This is a genomic window from Bradyrhizobium sp. MV1.5, from assembly GCF_055807615.1.
Genome location: NZ_JBVVPL010000014.1, coordinates 129,937 through 146,851, shown reverse-complemented (window position 1 = coordinate 146,851; position 16,915 = coordinate 129,937). Strand labels below are relative to the sequence as shown.

At 57.2% G+C, this 16,915-nt stretch carries 7 protein-coding genes and 1 pseudogene; 2 read left to right on the top strand and 6 right to left on the bottom strand.

Annotated features, from left to right (window positions below):
* Positions 1 to 116 precede the first annotated feature (116 nt).
* Complete coding sequence (locus AC0L2J_RS16145; protein ID WP_473391842.1) at positions 117 to 5,681, top strand: trifunctional serine/threonine-protein kinase/ATP-binding protein/sensor histidine kinase; 5,565 nt, start codon at positions 117 to 119, stop codon at positions 5,679 to 5,681.
* A gap of 419 nt (positions 5,682 to 6,100) precedes the next feature.
* On the opposite strand, the pseudogene AC0L2J_RS16140 reads toward AC0L2J_RS16145, so the two are convergent.
* Positions 6,101 to 6,726 (bottom strand): annotated as a pseudogene (locus AC0L2J_RS16140) (FMN-binding negative transcriptional regulator).
* 993 nt (positions 6,727 to 7,719) lie between these two features.
* Positions 7,720 to 8,088, bottom strand: coding sequence for a hypothetical protein (locus AC0L2J_RS16135; RefSeq protein WP_473391840.1), 369 nt, complete (start codon positions 8,086 to 8,088; stop codon positions 7,720 to 7,722).
* Between the two features lie 817 nt (positions 8,089 to 8,905).
* On the opposite strand from AC0L2J_RS16135, the gene AC0L2J_RS16130 reads away from it, so the two are divergent.
* A complete protein-coding gene (locus tag AC0L2J_RS16130; protein WP_473391887.1) occupies positions 8,906 to 9,835 on the top strand; it encodes a TauD/TfdA dioxygenase family protein in 930 nt (309 codons plus the stop codon).
* 733 nt (positions 9,836 to 10,568) lie between these two features.
* Here the strand turns inward: AC0L2J_RS16130 and AC0L2J_RS16125 are convergent.
* From AC0L2J_RS16125 to AC0L2J_RS16110, 4 genes are all read right to left on the bottom strand, one after another.
* Positions 10,569 to 11,828 carry a carbohydrate porin gene (locus AC0L2J_RS16125; protein ID WP_473391837.1) on the bottom strand — a complete coding sequence of 420 codons (1,260 nt, stop codon included), beginning with the start codon at positions 11,826 to 11,828 and terminating at the stop codon, positions 10,569 to 10,571.
* 1,384 nt (positions 11,829 to 13,212) lie between these two features.
* Complete coding sequence (locus tag AC0L2J_RS16120) at positions 13,213 to 13,443, bottom strand: hypothetical protein (protein ID WP_157158633.1); 231 nt, start codon at positions 13,441 to 13,443, stop codon at positions 13,213 to 13,215.
* A 91-nt stretch (positions 13,444 to 13,534) separates the two neighbouring features.
* Positions 13,535 to 14,899 carry an oxygen-independent coproporphyrinogen III oxidase gene (gene hemN / locus AC0L2J_RS16115; protein ID WP_473391834.1) on the bottom strand — a complete coding sequence of 455 codons (1,365 nt, stop codon included), beginning with the start codon at positions 14,897 to 14,899 and terminating at the stop codon, positions 13,535 to 13,537.
* A gap of 1,508 nt (positions 14,900 to 16,407) precedes the next feature.
* Complete coding sequence (locus AC0L2J_RS16110; RefSeq protein ID WP_231190940.1) at positions 16,408 to 16,656, bottom strand: GcrA family cell cycle regulator; 249 nt, start codon at positions 16,654 to 16,656, stop codon at positions 16,408 to 16,410.
* Positions 16,657 to 16,915: the final 259 nt, after the last annotated feature.

The window sequence follows — 16,915 nt, the reverse complement described above, 5'->3', positions numbered from 1 at the left end:
CGGGCTCTCTTTGGCGGCCATGATCCGGACCCTGCAGCGAATTTTGTGAAGTTCCTTCACAATGGCGCCTCTTATGTGTCAGATTTGGCGCGCGTCTTCTTAGTCTGGTCAGGCAAATGCCGCGCGCCCCTCCCAGCCGAAATGTGTTCGGCTCAAATCTCGACAACGACATCCAGCCCCTGTGGAGGGACGGAGGTCGTGTGTTCTGCCGTGCGTGCCGGCAAATCAACGGCAGCAAGGCTGTCGTGCTTCTCGTGCGGCCCACCGGGGAACACCCCGCCACGATCGAGTGCCTCGCCCACGAGTATGAGCTGAGAGACGAGCTAGATGAGGCATGGGCGGTGCGGCCTCTGGAACTCATCCGGGAAGCTGGTCGTACCATGCTGGTCCTGGAGGATCCATGCGGCGAGCCGCTGCTAAACTTAGTTGGAGTCGGCATGGAGCCTCAGCGCTTCCTGCGCCTTGCTATTGGTGTCACGAGGTCCGTGGGCAAGCTCCACCGCCGCGGCTTAATCCACAAGGACCTGAAACCCGGTCACATTCTGGTCAATTGTCCTGACGAACAAGTGCGACTCACCGGATTCGGGCTGGCGTCCCGGCTTTCCCGCGAGCGGGTGCCGCTTGAGCCTGCCGAGTTCATCGCCGGCTCGCTGCCCTACATGGCGCCCGAGCAGACCGGACGAATGAATCGCTCGGTCGACTCTCGCAGTGATCTCTATTCACTTGGGGTGATATTCTACCAGATGCTGACCGGCGCGCTGCCGTTCACGGGCTCAGACCCGTTGGAGTGGATTCATTGTCATATTGCAAGAAAAGCAACACCGCCCCTCGAGAAATCGCAAAATGTCCCGGAGCCAATCTCTCAAATTGCGATGAAACTCCTCGCGAAAACCGCCGAGGAACGCTACCAGACTGCCGCTGGCCTTGAACACGATCTGCAACACTGTCTGGCAGCATGGGCCAACCATGGTCGCATCGAGCCTTTTGAACTTGGCGCAGACGACACACCTGATCGGTTGATCGTCCCCGAGAAGCTCTATGGGAGAGCCCGCGAGATCGAGATCTTGCTTGGCTCTTTCGATCGAGCGGTGAAGAGCGGCGCGCCGAGGTTGGTGCTGGTTGCCGGTTATTCCGGCATCGGTAAGTCTTCGCTCGTCCAGGAGCTACACAAAGTACTCGTGCCCTATCGCGGGCTCTTGGCATCAGGCAAATTCGACCAAGTGAAGCGCGATGTGCCATATGCGACACTAGTGCAGACCTTTCAGAGCCTTGTGCGTCCTCTTCTCAGCAAAAGTGAGGGCGAACTCGCGACTTGGCGGCAGGCGTTCCGGGAGGCGCTCGGTGGGAATGGACGGCTGATGGTCGAATTGATCCCCGATTTGAGCCTTGTTATCGGCGAGCAGCCCGCGGTTGCTGAGCTTCCAGCCCGCCAAGCGCAAATCCGTTTCCAGCTCGTGTTTCGTCGCTTTATTGGCGTGTTCGCCCGGCGAACCCATCCATTGGTGCTCTTCCTCGATGATTTGCAGTGGTATGACGCCGCAACACTCGACCTGATCGAGGATCTGCTGACCCAGCCGGATCTGCACCTGCTGCTTATTGGAGCTTACCGCAGCAACGAAGTTGATGCAGATCATCCGCTCAAACGCAAGCTCGAGTCCATCGGGAGAGCCGGCCTAAATCTACAGGAGATCACGCTATCGCCGCTCAGCGCAGACGACGTCGGGCAGTTGGTCGCGCATACCCTTCGCTGCGGACCAAAACGCGCTGCCCCGCTTGCGAAGTTGGTGCATCAGAAGACGATGGGCAATCCGTTCTTCGCCGTTCAATTCTTGTCTGAACTAGCCGGAGAGCAGCTGTTGACGTTCGATCACGTGTCGGCGCGCTGGCGTTGGGATCTGCAGCGAATTCACGCAAAAGCGTACACCGAGAACGTCGTCGATCTGATGCTCGGCAAGCTCATCCGGCTGCCCAAGGAAACGCAGGAAGCGCTGCAACAGCTGGCCTGTTTCGGCAACATCGCCGGGACGGCGGAGTTCGCGATTGTGCTCGAAATTCCAGAGGAGCAAGTGCACGCGACCGTGTGGCCGGCAATCCGGCAGGAACTGATCGTGCGGCATGGGACAGCCTACCGCTTTGTCCACGATCGCGTTCAAGAGGCGGCCTACTTGCTGATGCCGGAATCCTCGCGCGCTCCTTCCCATCTGCGGATCGGTCGGATGCTCGCGGCACACATCCCTGCGCACAAACGCGAAGAGGCCATCTTCGACATCGTCAGTCAGCTCAATCGAGGCGTCGCGCTCATCGCTTCCGGTGAGGAGCGAGAGCAGCTCGCCGAGTTGAACTTGATCGCAGGGCAGCGTGCCAAGGCCTCGGCGGCCTACGCCTCGGCGCTAGCATATTTCACCGTCGGTGCTGCGCTGCTCGCGCCCAATTTTTGGCAAAGGCGCCGCGAGCTCGCGTTCGCACTCGAGACCAGCCGGGCCGAATGCGAATTCTTGGTAGGCCAGCTGGAGATTGCAGAGCGTCTCTTGTCCGCACTGTCGAAGCGAGCTTTGAACGGGCCACAACGAGCAACGGTCGCATGTTTGCGGGTCGATATTTACTTGACGCTGGGTCAGCACGGCCGGGCAGTGCTCATAGGTCTCGAATATCTTCGCGACGTCGGGATCGAGTGGTCGCAGCGTCCGACGGACCATGAAATGCTGGCCGAATATCAGCGGATGTGGTCACAGCTGCCCGACGCAATCGAGGATCTTGCTGGTTTGCCTCGAATGACAGACCAGGCCAAGCTTGCCACGCTCGCCGTGTTGACGCGGATTCTTCCGGCTGCAGGTTTCACAGACGCCAATTTATCCGCTTTAGTGATCTGCCGAGCGGTCAGCATCAGCCTCGAATACGGCAACACTGATGCTTCCTGCGCCCATTACGCATGGTTAGGCCGAATCTCGGCCGGACGCTTCGGTGACTACCAAGCGGCCGATAAATTTGGTCGTCTTGCTTGCGATCTGGCTGATCGCGGCGAGTTCTCTCGTTTTCGGGCTCACGTCTATTTGGCCGTCGGAGCCACCGTGATCCCGTGGACGAAGCCGCTTAGAGAGGGCCGAGTTTTGATCCGGCGAGCCCTCGAAGCCGCGGTCAGTAGCGGTGATGTCATCTATGAGGCGTACAGTTCGGTCCATCTAACCGGAAGTATGATGATGGCCGGAGATCACCTGAAAGAGGTACAGAACGAGTTAGAGAAAAGCGCTGCTATGATCCGGAACAGAAAGGTACAATTTGCTGCTGAGGCGGTAGCCGCTCAGCTCGCAATCGTCAGAACCATGCGCGGCCTCACGCGCTCGCTCGGTTGCTTCGACGACCAACAATTTGACGAGCTAGACGTTGAACGATCGTTGGCAGGAAGTCCGGAGTCACCTAGCGAAACCGTTTACTGGATCCGCAAACTTCAGGCGCGCTTCCTATCCGGCGATTATGCTGCGGCTGTTGAGGCTCGCTCGAAGGCCGAGCCCAAACTATGGACCATACCAACAGAGCCCTTGACCGCGGAGTTTCAGTTTTATGGTGCGCTGTCTCACTCGTGTTATTGCGACAGGCTGGGCGAAGGCGAACAACAGCCACACCGAGATGTCATTGATGCTCATTACAGGCAACTGCAGACATGGGCGACGAATTGCCCCGACAACTTCGAGAATCGGGCTGCCTTGGTCGGCGCTGAAATTGCGAGGTTAGAATGCCGGGATGCAGACGCAATGCGACTGTACGAACACTCAATCCAAACCGCAGGACGTAACGGTTTCCCCCACCACGAGGGGATCGCTTGTGAACTTGCAGCGCGCTTTTATGCTGCACGCGGTTTTGCCAGGATCTCCCGGGTTTACCTGCAGGACGCGCGGCGCGGCTACCTTCGTTGGGGAGCGGATGGTAAGGTGCGTCAACTCGAGGAGCTGCATCCGCATCTCATGCATCAGGAGCCCCCGCTTGCCGTGAATGGCATGACGATCGGAGCTCCGGTTGAGCAACTTGATCTGGCGACGGTGATCAAAGTGTCGCAGGCGATTTCCGGCGAGATTGTGCTTCAGAAGCTAATTGACAAGCTTATGCGGACTACCATTGAGCAGGCCGGCGCCGAAAGAGGTGTGTTGATTCTGCTGCATGGCGACGAGCCACGGATCGAAGCGGAAGGCAAAACGGTAGCAGATGCGCTCGTTATAAAGGTGGATGAACAGCCCGTAACTCCGATGGCTCTTCCCGAATCCGTGCTGCATTTCGTGCTACGTGTCCGCGAAAACGTGGTTCTCGAAGACGCTGTCGTCCAGCCTTCATTTGCCGAAGATCCTTATATCCGCGAGCGCAAAGCGCGTTCTATTCTTTGCCTGCCACTCATCACGCAGGGCAAGCTGATCGGCGTACTTTATCTGGAGAATAATCTCGCCCCGCGCATATTCTCGGCTGCCCGAACATCAATGCAGAAAATGCTTGCCTCTCAAGCTGCAACAGCGCTCGAAAACAGCCGGTTGTACAGCGAAGTTCAGCAACGGGAGGCGAAAATCCGGCGCTTGCTCGACGCTAACATCATCGGAATCTTTATCATTCACGAAGGGGGCGAGATCATCGAAGCAAATCAAGCCTTCCTCACGATGGTTGGATACGAGCAAGAAGATCTCCTCGCAGGCCGAGTGAACGGTCTCGATCTGACGCCTCCGGAATGGCTCGAGCGCACAATGGATGCTCACACAGAAGCAAAAAGGACCGGAGCTGTTCAGCAGTTCGAGAAAGAGTATGTTCGGAAGGATGGCAGTCGCGTGCCAGTGCTCATTGGCCTCGCCGTGTTCGATGCGCGAGAGGACCAAGGTGTTGGCTTCGTCCTGGACCTGACAGAACGAAAGAGAGCGGAAGCGGAGGCCCGCGAAAGCGAACGGCGCTATCGCGAGACTCTGATGGGCCTTGCACATGCCAATCGGATCACGACAATGGGACATCTGGCCGCCTCGATCGCGCATGAGGTGAACCAGCCGATTGCCGCGATCAGCAGTAATGCGGGGGCGGGGCTAAATTGGCTCGGTGCTCAACCGCCAAATCTGGAAGAGGTTCGGCAGACCTTCGGTTTGATTGTTCGTGACAGTATGCGCGCGGGAAACGTGATCCGTCGGATCCGCGCTCTTATGAACAAAGCGCCCATGCAAACCGAGCTTCTTGCAATTGACGAATTGATCTTAGAGGTGTTGGCCCTAGTCCGCGCGGAACTTGCACAAAATGACGTGTGGGTGCAAACCCGAAGGCCTGAGGCTTTGCCGCTCGTTCGGGCAGATCGCGTTCAGGTACGGCAGGTGATTCTCAATCTGATCACGAATGCCATCGAGGCTATGAGCGAGATCAACGAAGGCGAACGCGAATTACTGATCACGACGCGCACAGATGGCTCGAATAATGTACTGGTCAGCTTTCGGGATACAGGTCCAGGACTCGATCCAAACAGCGCAGACCGTATGTTCGAGGCGTTCTACACCACCAAGTCAGAAGGCATGGGCATGGGGCTGGCCATTTGCCATTCCATTATTGAGGCGCATGGGGGCCGGATCTGGGCGGGCGCCAATGATCCTCACGGGGCCTTCTTTCAGTTCAGCATACCCGTTGCGCCGGAGGGCGTCGAGCAGGCGAAACAGGTCTCTTGGACGTCTTAGGCCGAATTCGAGGTCGAGCAGGTGGTCCGGGAGCCCCGATCATTGTGACAGAAGTGAGCTGCGCGACCTTGCAAATGTGAGACATTCGCGTTTCTTGCTGCCCGTCGGGAGTGTGCGCGACCGCAGATTGTCGTGAAGTGTCAGAGAGTCTGCAATCTGACCGCAATGTCAGATTCCAGACGCTTGGAGGGCTCCTTGCAAATCTCTTGAGACTTGCACGCCATAAAAGCTGGAGTTGGCCTAGCGGCTTGGGCGTTCGCGGTGCCGCTCGCGGACGCCGCGCGTTCCTGTGCTGTGTAAAGCACCTGCCGCGAGCAGAAACCCGCCGCCCGCGCGTGGTTGTGCAGATGGACAGCAGTCGAGGAAGTGGAGGAAGTCCACGTGACACCGGTTCGTTTACAATACCTCGCTCGGGTTCGTCATCCTTTCGGAATGAGGTGAGCCGCACGACGGTCTTCCTCACGGTTGCTCTTGGATAAGCCCTCGATGACGCCGGCGCGATCCGCGGCATTGCGGTTCTGGCTCATCTTCCGTGAGCCATCTAGCCGTGTAATTTGCAATCGCAGGCCGATAATCCCCTCGAGCTCCGCTTTGATGAAATCGGCAGGTGCGTCCGAGACCGCCCAGCGGTCTTTGCTTGAGCGCTCATGTACATCGGTCAGCCGCGTGACTACCTCGCGGAGCCGATCGGAATCCTCGAAGAACTCAACTTGTCCGTAGGCATGCACAGCGACATAGTTCCACGTTGGTACGGCCTCGCCTCTCTCGTGCTTGGTCACTACCATGAAGGGCTGATATAGGCCTCCGCCCCAGCGAAAATTGCCATCGCCTCTCCGGTTGGTGTCAGCTTCCACTGCGGATTAGCACGCGCCACGTGCGCGTAAATCGTGCCCATCGAGCCTGCGCTCTCGTCGAGTACTACGGGCAGCAACGTTCCAACAAGCCCCTCGTGAGTGGCGGTGACCAGTGTCGCTGTCCGTGCCTCGCGCATTGTTTGTTGAAGGCCGGCGATATCGAGAACTTGGAAGCAGGACGGCGTGTACATCAGTGAAGCTCCGAGACAGCCCGACGGAAGCCGGGCGTCTCATGATTTGAACTGCGGTACGCCTCATTCGGGATCACAGGAACAGCCAGGTTTGATAGTTGCATTCCAGGGCCTTAGGGCAGTTAGCCCATCAAGCGTCGAAGGCGCAAATCAAAGAGCGCGGTTGCAAGCTGGTCCCGCCGTTGCCTTCGAGCCGTGCGCGTTACGGTGAAACGTGGGATAAGATGTTGCTTTCATTCTGACCGCGTTCTCGAAGCATCGACCGCTGTTTCATCAGTCGTGAGCCGCTCAATGGCTACCCAGGTCGATTCCATCTGGCACGGTGCCTGCGGCTGCACACCTCGACCGTTGTTTAGCATGCTTCCGATGTTACCAGCCTGCCTTATTGACGACGATCTAATGGCGTTAACGCCGCATGCTGATGGCCCCGTCTAGTTCAGCATTTCGGCTCGAAAAATCAGGTTGTCGTGCGGAATTGCGGAGGTAAGAGGGAGCATCATATGCCTATGAAACACACGATGGAGCACATCAAGCGTTCGTTGCGCGTGCTCTGCGGACTTGCTGCCGTCCTCGGCGTCTCGTCCCTCCTCGGACCGAACGATGTGCGATCGGAGGCCATCATGGGCTTTGGCTCTGCAGCGACGGGCGGGCTGGGAGGCGAGATAGTTCAAGTCAGATCAACCAGGCTCTGAATTATGAGTTATGTCGGTGGTACAGCTTCGGCCAGTGCAATGACGATAGTTCGCGCGAGATCCAGGTAATCGGAACCATAGACTTTACCGGTACGGAGGGGCGAGGCGAAGGGCAGGGGTCCCAATACGGCCGTGCCTGTTCGGCACCTTACAAGCGTGAGTCCCTTCTTCTTATCGATGGAAACGACGCGCATTGCGATGGCAAGGAGAAGACGTTGGTCGCATTCGACAGGGCCGGCAAGCGCCCGCTTGGAAATTGGCTCAAACAAAACGGTGATCGGCATTGGCTCGGCCGCTACAATCAAAGTGAAGGGGTGGGGTCAGCAACGTCGTTATTCGCAACCTGACCATCAGTGATATCAATGAAGGCGTGATATTTGCCGGTGATGCTATTGCAATTGCACGAGCCGACCTGGTGTGGATCGATCACAACCGATTTCACAATATCGGGCATCAGATGATTGTCGGCGGCTTTTTCCCCACGACGAATATTACGCTTTCCTGGAACGACTTCGATGGCAGCGATGTCTATTCCTCCTATTCTAACGGGAAACACTATTGGAACCTCCTGTTTCTTGGTGTCCCGGAGACGATCACTATCGCAAATAACTATTTTCATGAGATCTCGGGGCGGGCGCCGCACATTGACGGCGCGCAGGCCATTATCCATCTCGTTAACAATTACTTCCCACAACACGAATGCGCAACACAGCTGCGGAGTTTTCCATGCAGTGGTTGCTGGATCATCTGTGCAAGCACTCGTCGAGGGTAATTACTTCGACAACATTGAAACACCTATAACGACCGGTAGTGGACATATCTTTGCCGTCTTAGGCAAAGCCACCGGGACAATGCCGAGCATCTGCCTCACCGCCCTCGGACGTCGGTGCATCGAGAACATCGCGATCCCAGTGCCGCAGGTCAATGGCTTTCGCCTGGATGAAACCGTAGTTCAATCGTTTGGGTCTCTTCCAAGGTCATCTATTCCTCTTCCATTTCCAGCGGATGAAGCCGGTAGTGATCGCGGCGAGGGCAGGTCCCGGACACCTTCAGAGCCGGTGATGGCTCGTTCGCAGACGCGGCCCGTATTTGGCCGATTGCTGCAAACAGTTGGGCAGGTGCCATACTGGACGAGAACGGCACGCACGGCTCGCTGCTCAAAGTTGCACGAAGGCCGTATGGCGCGTTTCTGTTCGGGTACCGAGCGGTACAATTCCTCTCGGTGTTGCGTGCCTTTCGCCCCGAACCGGGGCGCTAGCCTCAGAGTTTTCACCTCTGGTGTATTTGCGGGTTCGGATTGCAAGAGGATTGGAGGTGCCATCGAGCTCCTGGCAAGCTGTTCGGATCATCAACCTGACGTTCACAGCTCGTGTCCGACTGGCATGGTGCTTGCTCAAGAGTACCCGCAGCGCGAGGTTCGTCATCGAAAGCGAGTGAGATGCACCCTCGTCTGCTTGAACAATCCGCAAAACTTGGAAAAAATTGCAATGAAAGAAACGGCTTCGACCGAGCGTGTCATTCCAGCGACCGACATCGTCAAGCGCGCCGCGCGCATCGGTGTTGAAATCAGAGATATCAAACTTTCGGGTGATTTGCCGAGCCAAACCGTCGCTGCAATCAATAGCCTGCTGCTCGAACATAAAGTGATCTTCTTCCGCGATCAGCGGCATCTTGATGACGCGGAGCAGGAGCGCTTTGCCGCTTGTTTGGGAAAGCTGGTGCCGCATCCCACACTCGGTACGATCAATGGAACGACCTCGATCCTCGAGCTTGATTCCGCGCGTGGAGGTAGCCGAGCCGATGTATGGCACACCGATGGAACCTTTCTAGCGGCTTATCCCAAAGCTGCGGTGCTGCGAGCTATTGTGATCCCATCGTCCGGCGGCGATACGATTTGGTCGAATGCTGCGGCGGCCTACCTCGATCTGCCGCGGCCGCTCCAACGGCTTGCCGACGAACTCTGGACCGTTCACAGCAACGCCTTCGACTACGCCGGGACCTGCCGTGTTCGCGACATCGATCAGAAGCATTTTGATGAGGTCTTTACCAAAACAATCTATGAGACGGAGCATCCGGCGGTCCGTGTACATCCCGAGACCGGCGAGCGCGCGCTGGTGCTCGGCGATCTGGTGCAAAGGTTTATTGATATCCCAAAACGCGACAGCCAGAAGCTGTTTCAACTATTCCAGTCCTATATCACGGCGCCCGAAAATACCGTGCGCTGGACCTGGAAAGAAGGCGATGTCGCGATTTGGGACAATCGCGCAACACAGCATTATGCCCTTAACGATTACGGTGACCAGCATCGCGTCGTTCATCGTGCCACACTCGATGGTGACGCGCCCGTCAGTGTCGATGGTCGATGCAGTGTGACGCGCCTCAAGATGACGAAGCACCCGTCCACGAAAGTTGCCTAGCAGTGCGCGGCAAATTCACATAATTGCACTGGCCTTGTCGCATGCTCGCGCGAATAGATGTTTGCGAAGAGAAGTTAAGCCGAGCAGAACGCCACGCGTAATTGGATGGGAGGAGCTAACGCGCGCGCAGACCCGGGAGGCGACCTACTTGCGGAAGTAAGATGCTCAAGCTCATCTCGTCCGGCCGAAAATTATTCAGCGTCGAGTGGCGCGAGTCATCCGGCCGCGTCCGGTTGACTTTCCCACGGAAGGGGGTGCGTTTCCGCCGACCTTGCGCATCGCCTTTCGGACGACGGCACGACCGTCGGACAGACAGAGCGCGATTGCCGGAGCTGGCTGAATTTTGGCATCTGTGTCGCGGTTCCACTTACCAAGTCTCGTCGCGGGAATCTCCGAGGGCACGATTTCGGCGTTGTCATGGCAGGGTAAGAGCTCGGACGCGAGTCTGACGAGCTGCAGGAGCAGCTAACGTGAAACAATGTCGCTCCGCAAGAGGATACGACTTTTGCGCGATACGGCGCCGGTCTATCGCTCGTAGACCGAATCAGCAAAGGCTCCAAGCTACCATTCCCAACAGCAGGCTACCTTGGACATGCCTAAATTCACGCGGTACCCGGCCTCGCGCCAGGAGCACAGAGATAGCAAAACGCCGCGATGACCGGCCCAAGCCGTTGAAAGGGAACGATTGTGATTTCGACTACATGCCGGTGAATTCACGCCCAGTCCTGAGCCCTTAGAAGAATACCGACGTAGATACTAACATATTCAGGGCGTGTCCGGTTTGCGGTGTGTAGGTAATGCTTGTCGGGTGATTGATGTAGGTCAGTCCTACGGTTGTATATATCCCCGGCGCCAGATGCGCCGTGTACAGTCCTGAAATAGCAGTACTGTCACGGTGCGCCAGCTGTTCTTTTGCCAGTGCAGCGTCCACCGCGACATAGCTCCAGATGGTATTGCTGACAACAAGACTCATCTGATCTGTGGGCCGGCTGTCCAATAGGCCCTTCGCATAAAGGCGAATCTCGTAGTATTGATTAGCTCTATTTAGGTCAGGCGGAGCATACATTGCAGAGAGCCCGCCATAGACTCCGCGAGATGCCGAGCCGTGGACGGCAGACTGCCAGAATTGCCTGTCCGCACCTACATAGTAGACGCTGTTGGCCTTGGTCGTCGCTTCTGTCGGATGCTGCAGGTCCGTGTAGCGGCTGTTGTTGAAGCCCGCGCCAGCCCGCAGCCAAGTCTCCATTACACCCGGAGTAGGCTTGTTCCTGTAGGAAAGCTCATCAAGCAAAAGAATGCCTGCGTCGCGCGTGCTCCAGTTCAAGCCAGTGGGATTCTCGCTTACATGCGCATATTGTCCTGCTGGACTGACCGAGCGCTGGATTGAGAGCTTGTTATATAGGCGATCATCAAAATTGTACTTCAGATTAAGAGCCGGCGTTGGCGCCCAATTGTTGCTCATGCCAGCTTGGAACAGCATTTTCGATGAGGGTCCGAACACTTTGTCTCCAGCGCCCGCAAACTCATGTTGGTTCCTGAGGTAGCCCACTTTGAGTTCGATCCTTCTGTCGAATAACGTTTGATAGTAAGAAACTGCATTGAGGCCCAGCCGATCTGGCCCAGCGCTCTGCCATGTCCAGTGTTGATGCTCGGCTCCGACCACGATCTGACCATCGGGAATTCCAAGCCGAGCGAGGTCATAAGTAACGATCATAGAGTTGACCGTACTAAATGTCGGATTCTGGCCGACATATTGCTGATTGGCGATGGTGCTTCTGGCGGCATTGCCGAGTTCATTGTCGACAAACGTGTTTAGCGTCCAGCCAGCAAATCCAATCCCGAGATCCGAAAATTGGGATCTGAGAGAAGCTGTAACCTGATCTATCGTGTCCGCAGGACCAGGAGCCGTGAAAGCGCCACCTCTTTCGCGAAGCTTCTCGAATTTTGCGAATGGGTCGATCGGCTTTTCAATTCTGCTCTTGGCCGTCTCCATGGCAACGTCGCGCTTAATTGTGGTCGAAGCTGTTTTTTGCAAGGAGCTCCTAGAAAGGCGCGCTGCTCCCTTGGGCCGCCCGCTTCGGAATGTGATGGCCGGATCCGAAATTGTTCTGCTTGTTGCCTCATCGAGCTCATCGGGGCTGGGGCTTCTTAGGCCAGAGATCTCGCGACTCGGCGCCGCCGAACTGCTGGCGAGACTAGCTATCAGACAAAGGACAATATGACCTCGTGGCTTCGCAGTTGGTCCAGACATGAAAGCAACGACGCCAGCCAGGTATGCTTGCGTGGATAGCGGCGTTATAACGCAACGATGCATGGTGAGTTTCGCGCTCATCGATTTGAATAAAGTGCACTTCCACCTGACGGCCTTAGAGCGGATGTCAAATCTTGTCCCTCAATGTGGTGGGAGACGCTTGACACCAGGCGGCCTCTCTATGTCAGCGAGACCCACCTTGCGCGCTATCACCACAGCGGCGCCGCTTGGCCTACGTGTGGGTACACAGCGCAAAACAACCCAGTCGCTCGATCGCTAATCAAGGCGAGCTTCTGCTGGAGGGTGTCGAGACATTAACGGGCTGCTCGGTGTGCGCGTTCGCTAGCAAGAGATTGGTGGCCGATACACGGAGCCCAGGAACCTTGCGACAAACCCGCTGCCAAAACGAAGGAGAATAGTTTTCAACAGAGAGCAGCGGCAATAGCGGGGCTCGCAGAACAACACGCCCGATCCAAGAAACGCCGCTCGCTGCTCGGTCGATGGGATGAAGCACGGGCAGGCAAAAGGGGCTAACATCCTTGGCGGCCCGTAAGCTCGCCGCCACAAACCCTCGAGTGGCTCTTAGAGGAAGATGGAGGGCACGATTGGAGACAGTTTGATACCTGGGGACGACGAGGCAAGACATTCATCAGCTCCATTGATCGATGAAATCGCGCGGCGACTTCTTATGTGGCCCGAGCGAATTTCACCGCCACTGACTGGCATGTGTCCGTCGTCTCCATCAATTGCTAGGTTTGGTAGTTGACTGAGCGGGAGGTCGGCTGTCGCTGCGTGAATCGTAGCTAATGTGTCGCTCGACTCCACAGCCCCGGCGTTCCCGGCCGATCGGTATCGCAGCGTCGGCGGGTGAATTCTAGGCGTTTGCTTCGATCCACGTCGCGCGAAGCTCTTACAGGGAACGATCTTTTCGAAGACCGTGATCCCGCCGGATCTGGTTGTAGTTGTGGCGCTCGAATATCCTTTGCGCCGTATCACGCATGATTTCGGCTGCCACCGCCGGAGCCAAGGGTCAGATGTCCTTGTCCATCCGGACGAGCTCGATCAGGGTTTTCGATCCGGAAGTCCCTAAACGTCGAGATGGCATCATCTCGACGACATAAGATGATCAGTTCTCGATCTCCAGTTGGTTGGCGGCGTCGCGCAACCAGTCGTCGTCCCCATCGAGATCCTTGGCTACACGGCTAATGGCGGTGATGGGATGAAACTTGTCGAGATGTAGGGTCACGCTGCTTGAGCGAGGAGCGTTGTTGTCGGGGCGTCCAATTCCCGGCAGCAGTGCGTCCAGCTTGTCTTCGCGGCGCGGGTCAGGGCGACTCTCCGCCGCACAGCTTCGCACGGCGTCGTTGATCGATTTGGAGCTGGTTGTGAGTGTGCCAGATGAGCGAACGCATTCCTCAGGCTTCCTGGCGCGTGCAGCAAAACGTGATTCATTTCATCCAATCATTGCGTTGGCTGGTCTGAACAGAGGGGGCGCGAAAGTAACAATCGAATGCGGCTGCCACAGCCCGGGTGAGAAAACGATGCTCCGGCCTCACGCGGAGGAATCCCTTTTTCATTTCGACGATCCCATCCTCAGCGAGCATTGCCAAGCGTTCGCCTGAACCGAGCAAGCCGATCGGGTCAAATCCATGAGCAGCGCAAATTGCCGGCACGTCCACCTCGAAATCGCACATTAGCCGCTCAATGATCGCGGCCCGGACGCGGTCTTCAAGGCTGAGACAGTAGCCCTTTGACGTCGCCAGACGGCCGGCGTTGATTTGGCCGCTGTAGGAACCCGCTGTAACTTCGTTCTGGACGTAACCCTCGCCAAGCCGGCCGATCGCCGACGGTCCGAAGCCGATCACTTTATTGCAGGTGTCGGCGGAGTAACCGAGTGAATTCCGCCGCAGGCGACCGGCTTTCTGCGCCAGCGCGAGCTCATCGTGCGGCAAGGCGAAATGGTCGAGTCCGATCTGGCGGTAGCCCGCTGCAGTCAGTGTATTGGCCATCGCGGCTGCTTGTTCTGCACGGGCATGGCTGTCTGGCAGCGCTGCCTCGTCGATCAGGCGCTGATTCTTCTTGAAGGAAGGAACGTGCGCGTAGCCGAACACCGCAAGCCGGTCTGGTCGCATTGCCAGCGCCGTTGTCGCGGTCTGAACGCAGGACTGCACCGTCTGATTTGGCAGCCCGTAGATGAGGTCGAAGTTGACGCGCATGATTCCATGCTGCCGCAGCGCCTGGACAACGCGCTCTGTTTGTGCCTCACTCTGGACCCGGTTGATGGCTTTTTGGACAATTGGATCGAAGCTCTGGACGCCGAGGCTCGCGCGGTTCACGCCGGCAGCCGCCAATCCTTCGCATGTGGCGAGCGTGAACGTGCGCGGGTCGATCTCAACAGCAATGGCGGCTGTGTTCGAAATCGCAAAGCGTCGGCGCAGAAGCCCCATCAACCGGCGGAATTCCGTTGGCTCGATGAGGGTCGGCGTTCCACCGCCGAAGTGGACGTCGCTCACAGGCAGCGGTTGCGCAACCTGCGCCGCGACCAAATCGATCTCCTTACGAAGAACCCCCAAAAAGTCGAGGATAGGAGACTGCCGGCGAGTGATGCTTCGAGCGAAGCCACAATACCAGCAAATCGATCGACAGAACGGAATGTGGAAATAGAGCGACACCGATTGATCAAGCGGCAGCTGCTGCAGCCATCTCTCACAGGCGTCGCCGCCGACTGCTTTGGAGAACTGGGCTACAGTTGGATAGATGGTGTACCAAGGAAGGCGAGCATCGTGATACGTGCTTAAGATCGAGGTCTGCAAGGATTGTTATCCCATGTTTACGAAGTTTTACGTCGCAAGCGAATTGTCCTGCATCCCTTTGCTTGCCAAGGGCGATCGGGACTGTCGCTAGGCAATTGGGAGCTTGCGTGACGGCCGATCTGCGGAAGAAACGCGCTGTCGGATGACGATCCGCTCCCCTCGGACACAGAGAACAAGTTCTGCAAGCGAGATACTCGAATCAACACAGCCACGGCGGGGTCCCCAATTCGTCCGCCTTGATAATCTTTGATCTTCGGCAACGAGACACCCACCAGGGCCGTTTAAGCTGCTAGACCTCGAACTGCTCCACGATTTGACTCGTGCGAGGTTCAATGACCAACATTGATACGGTCCCGTATTCTCCGTCAACTGACAAGGTTGGTAGTTGATTCTGCGTGGCGTATTCCCCATCGGTCCAGGAATAATGGGTCCGCTTGGCTCCGTCCCGGTATGTAGTGAAATTCGCCAATGAAGGGATTGTCGGTGGGCGTCTTCATGGATCCCTCGCAGAAGAAGTCCTTTCATGCGTCCGTTACTCGGCGGCAATATCGCTACGAGCGAAACTCTCCTATCGGCGGCTCTCGCGCAGCTGGCGTGACGAAATGAGCCGGGTAGGCGAGCGAGAACGGATGGGTGCAATTGAACAGCCGGCCGCCTCAGAGGCGCCGCCGGTTTTGCGCAGACGTCAAGGCACCTACGTTGGTGGTAGCCGTTTTCGTGTGTCTGCGCACCGCAGGAGCCGACCTTTTAAACGACGTCAGGCAATATCCCGCGAGGGCAGCTCGTCAAGCCGCTCCAAGGCTAAGCATAGCGCCGCCCGACGACAGGCGATTCTATCGGAGGTTCTTTCGGGAGAACAGGCGAAGATCGAATAGTGGAGCTATCTGGTACTCACCGCTTCACCTTCTTCCGTTTCATCTCCGCCGTCAGCTCAAACCTATCGAAGCCGGCGAGGAAACTCGCGCCTTCGTCTAAACCCAGAAGGTCCGATCACAGTCGGAGGGCCACCGGGCTCACCCCCGGAAACGTCGTACCTCGATGATTTGCCGAGTGTTCAGTCCCAGTCCAGCTCTCCACACGCCTGTCGCAGATATCGAAAGTGGTTGAGGATCAAGCGGCTTCACCCGGTCTCGTGTAGTTCGTTGAGCGCGGTGTGCCGAAAGTTCCGAACACCGCGCAAACTAGGACGGCGGGCGCTTCCCAAAAACGCATACCCGGAAAACTCAATAAGCAGAACGCTCTCTTCTCTCCAATTCAGCGCATCCGGCCTCTTGAGATTGGATGACTTGATGTACGATCGAGCCCTCCTGCCGCGAACGTTCTACTGGACGCCACTGTTCGTCGGATAGGCACAAATCGCGAAACCAAATAGCCCGAATGAACCGACTACGGCGGCCTAGACCCGGGAGATCGCGGCGCCGATAGCTCTAGACGGTATTCCTGACCGCCTCAGCTAGGATTGCGTAAAGCTGCCGCTTGCTCATTTCCTGAGGCCGCGTTTTTAGCGCCTATTGCAGCAGCTTCTTTCGGACGCGATCGCGGCGGGCAGCCATCAACGTCGGCCCTCCGCTTGGGCACCGATCTAATCTTGGGTTTTGTGCTGTTGGTGGCTTGTGACCTCGAGTGAGACCCAACCGAGTCGGCCTGCCGCAAACGGCGTTGCGACTGCACTCGAGATGACCCGCGATCTGCGCGGCACTCTGTCCCTCGGACCAGAGCTGCTTCAGCTGTGCCAATTCTCTTCTATTCCAGCGCATGGAAGATACTTTGTTGCCAGTTCGGACGTCCGTCGCCTCGGCAATGTAAGTGGTCGAGTGGCAAAGGGGCTGCCTGCCCGAGAAAATGACGATAGCCGGCTGGGTGCCACAGCTGCGAGTGCTTGCGGCTTGATGTTGAGTACCACAAAGGGCGCGTTCGCGCGCCTCCCAATCCTGATAGGGGAGCTTCGCTCGCCTTTCCATTATTCTTCGTTGACGGGGACCAAACCAAAGTCCGTAACATGATTTCAGATTTCGG

Coding starts and splice junctions, on each gene's coding strand:
- AC0L2J_RS16110 (WP_231190940.1), bottom strand. CDS start 16,656: ATGCGCTGGAATAGAAGAGAATTGGCACAGCTGAAGCAGCTCTGGTCC.
- AC0L2J_RS16125 (WP_473391837.1), bottom strand. CDS start 11,828: ATGGAGACGGCCAAGAGCAGAATTGAAAAGCCGATCGACCCATTCGCA.
- AC0L2J_RS16130 (WP_473391887.1), top strand. CDS start 8,906: ATGAAAGAAACGGCTTCGACCGAGCGTGTCATTCCAGCGACCGACATC.
- AC0L2J_RS16135 (WP_473391840.1), bottom strand. CDS start 8,088: ATGGATAATGGCCTGCGCGCCGTCAATGTGCGGCGCCCGCCCCGAGAT.
- AC0L2J_RS16145 (WP_473391842.1), top strand. CDS start 117: ATGCCGCGCGCCCCTCCCAGCCGAAATGTGTTCGGCTCAAATCTCGAC.